Origin of the sequence: Brooklawnia sp., from assembly GCF_049651565.1 — a bacterium.
GTDB lineage: Bacteria > Actinomycetota > Actinomycetes > Propionibacteriales > Propionibacteriaceae > Brooklawnia.
In genome coordinates, this window is the sequence record NZ_JBASCI010000263.1 from 1 (window position 1) to 5,093 (window position 5,093).

General features: G+C 68.5%; 5 protein-coding genes. 1 reads left to right on the plus strand and 4 read right to left on the minus strand.

Going from position 1 to position 5,093, the window contains the following annotated elements:
* The 4 genes from WBL05_RS12790 to WBL05_RS12805 form a co-directional block, all read right to left on the minus strand.
* Positions 1–766, minus strand: a 766-nt coding sequence (locus tag WBL05_RS12790; RefSeq protein ID WP_424226428.1) for an ABC transporter ATP-binding protein, incomplete at its 3' end; no start/stop codon positions are given.
* A complete protein-coding gene (locus tag WBL05_RS12795) occupies positions 759–1,748 on the minus strand; it encodes an ABC transporter permease (RefSeq protein WP_424226430.1) in 990 nt (329 codons plus the stop codon). The genes WBL05_RS12790 and WBL05_RS12795, both read right to left, overlap by 8 nt.
* Positions 1,749–1,751: 3 nt before the next feature.
* Complete coding sequence (locus WBL05_RS12800) at positions 1,752–2,744, minus strand: ABC transporter substrate-binding protein (RefSeq protein ID WP_424226432.1); 993 nt, start codon at positions 2,742–2,744, stop codon at positions 1,752–1,754.
* Positions 2,745–2,891: 147 nt separating this feature from the next.
* Positions 2,892–3,458, minus strand: a complete 567-nt coding sequence (locus WBL05_RS12805; protein ID WP_424226434.1) for a DUF1707 SHOCT-like domain-containing protein — start codon at positions 3,456–3,458, stop codon at positions 2,892–2,894.
* A gap of 268 nt (positions 3,459–3,726) precedes the next feature.
* Between WBL05_RS12805 and WBL05_RS12810 the strand changes: the two genes are divergently transcribed.
* Positions 3,727–5,010 carry an aspartate kinase gene (locus WBL05_RS12810; protein WP_424226435.1) on the plus strand — a complete coding sequence of 428 codons (1,284 nt, stop codon included), beginning with the start codon at positions 3,727–3,729 and terminating at the stop codon, positions 5,008–5,010.
* Positions 5,011–5,093: the final 83 nt, after the last annotated feature.

The following is a 5,093-nucleotide window of genomic DNA, read 5'->3' on the forward strand; positions in this document are numbered from 1 at the left end:
CGCCGTCGCCGCGGAAATGGTCGACCTCGGCCAGCAGGTCGGCCACCGTGGCGGCCTTCTTCTCCTCGCCGCCCAGCTCGAAGATGATCCGGCCCTCATGCATCATGATCAGCCGGTTGCCCAGTGCCAGCGCCTGCTCCATGTTGTGGGTCACCATCAGCGCGGTCAGTTCGTGTCGCGTCACCAGTTCCCTGGTGAGCCGGGTGATCAGCGCCGCCCGCTGCGGGTCGAGCGCGGCGGTGTGCTCGTCCAGCAGCAGGATGCGCGGCTGGGTGAACGCTGCCATCACCAAGCTCAGCGCCTGCCGTTGGCCGCCGGACAGCAACCCGACGCGGGCGGTGAGCCGGTTCTCGAGGCCCAGTTCGAGGATCTTGAGTTCTTCGCGGAACAGGTCCTTGCGCTGCCGGGTGACACCCAGCCGAAGGCGGCGCTTGCGGTTGCGGGCCCACGCGATGGCGAGGTTCTCCTCGATCGTCAGGTGTGGGGCGGTGCCGGCCATCGGGTCCTGGAAGACCCGGCCGACCTGCTGGGCCACCTTGTGGTCGGGCAGCTTGGTGACGTCGGTGCCGTCGATCCACACCGTGCCGATGTCGGGACGGTAGCGGCCGGCCACCACGTTGAGCAGCGTCGACTTGCCGGCCCCGTTGCTGCCGATCACGGTGACGAAGTCGCCGCTGTTCAGGTGCAGCGAGATGTCGCGCAGCGCCACCTTCTCGTTGATGGTGTGCGGGAAGAACGCCTTGGAAACATTGCGAACATCAAGCATTGTTGCGCCGTCCCGCCTTCCTGGCCACGCCCCGGCTGGGCGGCCGGGCGTCACCGGAATCGAGTTCCTCCGGGTCGGGGGTGTCCCACGGCTCAACGACGAACTGCTTCTCGCGAGTTCGGGCGCGGATCTGGTTGAACACGTCCCAGCGCGGCAGCAGCAACGCCACCACCACGATCAGCGCGCTGAGCAGCTTCATGTCGTTCGGGTTGAACCACGGAATCGACAGCGCGGCCTGGATGATCAACCGGTAGATGATCGAACCGGCCACCACTGCGATCGCGGTGATCCAGACCCGGCCGTTGTTGATGATGGCTGTGCCGATGATCACCGACGCCAGGCCGGCCACGATCAGGCCGATGCCCATGCCGATGTCGGCCGAGCCCTGGTACTGCGCGAACAGCGCACCGGACAGCGCGACCAGGCCGTTGCTGAGCGACAGCCCGATGCACTTCATCAGGTCGGTGTTGATGCCCTGCGCGCGGGCCATGCCCTCGTTGTCACCGGTGGCGCGCAGCGCCAACCCGACGTCGGTGGACAGGAACCAGACCAGCGCGATGACGAACAACGCCAGCACGCCGGCCAGGATGCCCGCGGACGCGAACGTCCCGAGCAGCCCGGCCTCGCGCAGCGGGGTGAAGACGGTATCGGCGCGCAGCAGCGGGACGTTCGCCCGTCCCATGATGCGCAGGTTGATCGAGTACAGCGCGATCTGGGTCAGGATGCCGGCCAGCAGCGGGTGGATCTTCCCCCACGTGTTCAGCAGACCGGTGGCCAACCCCGCGAGCAGGCCCACCGCGGCACCCCACGCGGTGGCGGCCATCGGCGACGTCCCCCCGACCAGCAGGACGGCCGCAGTGGCCGCGCCGGTAGTGAAGCTGCCGTCGATGGTCAGGTCGGCGAAGTCCAGGATCCGGAAGGTCAGGTAGACCCCCAGGGCCATCAGCCCGAAGATCAGACCCAGATCGAGCGCTGCAACCATCGGTTAGGAGACCGTCTCGTCCGCGGAATCCAGCAGGGCCTGCGGCAGGGTGGCACCCATCCGCTCGGCGGCCGCGGTGTTGACCACCAGCTGCGGCTCCTTCTGCGACTCGACCGGCATCTCGGCCGGGTCGGCGCCCTCGGTGAGGATCCGGACCGCCATCTCGCCGGTCTGGACGCCGAGCGCGTGGTAGTCGAGCCCGACGGTGATCAGGCCGCCACGGCGCACCGAGTCGGCCTCCCCGGCGATGACCGGGATCTTCTTCTCCTCGGCCACCTGCAGCACCGATTCGAAGTTGTTGACCACGACGTTGTCGGTGGGTACGTAGATGGCGTCCACGTCCATGGTCTGCGCGGCCTGCAGGACGTCGCGGCCCTCGGCGATGGTCTTCTCGACCACGGTCAGGCCCTCAGTGGCGGCCGCCTCCTTGGCCATCTCGACCTGGACGATCGAGTTGACCTCGCCGGAGGAGTAGATGATGCCGACGGTCTCGGCGTCCGGCGCCACCTGCTTGACCAGGGCGATCTGCTCGGCGACCGGGTTCATGTCGGTGGTGCCGGTGACGTTGCCGCCCGGCGTGGCGTTGCTGTCGACCAGTTCGGCGGCCTCGGGGTCGGTGACCGCGGTGAACAGGATCGGGACCTCGGTGATCGCCTGGGCGGCGGCGATGGCGCTGGGTGTGGCGATGGCGAGCACCAGGTCCATGTCGGCATCACCGGCGAAGCGGCTGGCGATCGAGGTCACGGTGCCCTGGTCGGCCTGGGCGTTCTGCTCGTCGTACTCCACGTCGAGGCCGGCATCCTCGAGGGCCTCGACGAAGCCCTCCCGGGCGGCGTCGAGCGAGGGGTGCGAGACGTACTGGGTGATGCCGATCTTGTAGGTCTCGGCGTCACTGGAAGCAGCGCCGCCGCCACCACAACCGGTCAGGGCGAGCGCACCGACGGCTGCCAGCGCCGCGAGCTTGCGCAGGTGGGTCTTCACGTTTGGTCCTTCCACGTCAGGTGGGTACCGCGCCGCGTTGCGGGCGCTATGCAGTGCAACAAACTACCGGCTGCGCCCAGGACAGTGGCACGCGTCTCACCCGGGTCGGCGCACCCGACGACGGGTTACATCGCCCTTTGCCGGGCCGGCCACAGGGCTGCCTCAGCGGCTGCCGGGCGGCTGGTTCCACTGGCCGCCGTTGTCGTCCTCGCGGCCTTCGGAGGTGTACCGGTCTTCGACCCTCGGCGGCTGCTGGGGGCGCTGCGGCCGGTAGTGCCTGGTGGTCGGTGGATGGCGCTGCTGGTGGGTCTTCATCGCCGGTCGGATGAAGATGATGAAGATCCAGAACAGCCAGAACAACGAGCCGCTCGACTGGCTCAGCACGACCAGCAGGAGCAGTGCGACGACCACCCCGATCGCCAGTGTCGGCCCCGAGTTGCGCAGGAACTGCTGCCACGCCGGTTGGGCGGTCGGCTGGTAGGGGCGCGCGGCCGGTTCCGTGCCCTCGTACGGGGCCAGCTGTTGCCCGGCGCTCGGGGCCCAAGTGCGTCCGGCCAGATCGGGCAGGTCGGCCACCAGGTCGTCCAGTTCTCGCCGGTCGTCGGTGCGAAGTGCCACCTCGATGCGCCGGTTGAGCCCGGCCTGGTCAAGGTAGCCGGACGCGTGACTTCGCTGGAGACTCGCGATCACGCGGTCGCGATCGGCGTCATCGATGGGAAGTCCGTCCATGTCGTCAAGGGTACGGCGCTGCGGAAGGCCCGGCGAAGCGGCCGGCCGGGCGGAGCGGAGGGCCCGGCGAAGCGGCCGGCCGGGCGGGGCAGAGGAGGCCCGAGCGGTGCGGAAGGCCCCGGCGGGGGCGGGAGGCCCCTGCCGCGCCGGCCGGCGCAACCTGTGCTGCAACCCGGCCAAACAGCAGGTGATAGCGCCGGTCATAGCGGATAGAGTTGCCCCGGTGCCCCAGCAGACCAGGGGCATGAGGAGGCAGTCGATGACCCAGATGGCACGCGGCCAGCGAATCGTCCAGAAGTTCGGCGGTTCGTCGGTGGCTGACGCAGACTCGATCAAGCGGGTTGCCCGCCGGATCGTCGCCGCCAAGCAGGCCGGCAACGAAGTCGTCATCGTCATATCGGCAATGGGTGATACCACCGACGAGTTGATGGATCTCGCGCTGCAGGTCAGCCCGCAACCCCGAGCCCGCGAACTCGACATGCTGCTGACCACTGGCGAGCGGCAGTCGGCCGCGCTGCTGGCGATGGCGCTGAACGACCTCGGCGTCGAGGCACTCAGCTACACCGGCAGCCAGGCCGGCGTCATCACCACCGCGCAGCACGGCAATGCCCGGATCATCGACATCACCCCGGGCCGGATCGAGAAGTCCCTCGAAGAGGGCAACGTGGTCATCGTCGCCGGCTTCCAGGGCGTCTCCCAATCGACCAAGGACGTCACCACGCTCGGCCGTGGCGCCTCCGACACCACCGCCGTCGCGCTGGCCGCAGCGTTGAAGGCCGATGTCTGCGAGATCTACACCGACGTCGACGGCGTCTACACCGCCGACCCCCGCATCGTGAAGGGCGCCCGCCGGGTGCCGCAGATCAGCTACGACGAGATGCTCGAACTGGCCGCCTGCGGCGCCAAGATCCTGCATCTGCGCTGCGTCGAGTACGCCCGCCGCGAGGGTGTGATGGTGCACGTGCGTAGCTCGTTCAGCAACAGGCCGGGCACCCTGGTGACCGGGATAATCGACAGCCAGGAGGGCAGCGCCATGGAACAGGCCATCATCAGCGGAATCGCGCATGACCGCGGCGAGGCGAAGATCACCGTCGCCGGTGTCCCCGACCAGGTCGGTGTGGCGGCTGCGATCTTCAGGGTGATCGCTGACTGCGACGTCAACGTCGACATGATCGTCCAGAACGTCTCCGAGGTGGCCACCGGCGCGACCGACATCACCTTCACCCTGCCGATGAGTGACGGCAAGAAGGCGGTGGACGCGCTGAACGCCGCCCGCGACCGGATCGGGTTCGCCGAGTTGCGCTACGACGACCAGATCGGCAAGGTCTCGGTGATTGGCGTCGGCATGCGCACCCATCCCGGTGTCACCGCCAAGTTCTTCGGCTCGCTGGCCGACGCGGGGGTCAACATTCAGATGATCAGCACCTCCGAGATCCGCATCTCAGTGGTGGTGGACGCCGCCGACGTCGACACCGCAGTGCAGGCCGCCCACTCGGCGTTCGAGCTGGACGCCGCCGAGGAGGCGATCGTCTACGCGGGTACTGGTCGGTGACCGGCAGGCCTGAACAGTTCGAACCTGAGCGTCCCGCCCGGCGGGCTGCCGAACCCGTGGACCCCGAACAGAGCGGTCTGCAC

What these genes read in the sequence shown, in the direction of transcription:
- WBL05_RS12795 (WP_424226430.1), bottom strand. Translation starts at nt 1,748, where the DNA reads ATGGTTGCAGCGCTCGATCTGGGTCTGATCTTCGGGCTGATGGCCCTG.
- WBL05_RS12805 (WP_424226434.1), bottom strand. Translation starts at nt 3,458, where the DNA reads ATGGACGGACTTCCCATCGATGACGCCGATCGCGACCGCGTGATCGCG.
- WBL05_RS12810 (WP_424226435.1), top strand. Translation starts at nt 3,727, where the DNA reads ATGGCACGCGGCCAGCGAATCGTCCAGAAGTTCGGCGGTTCGTCGGTG.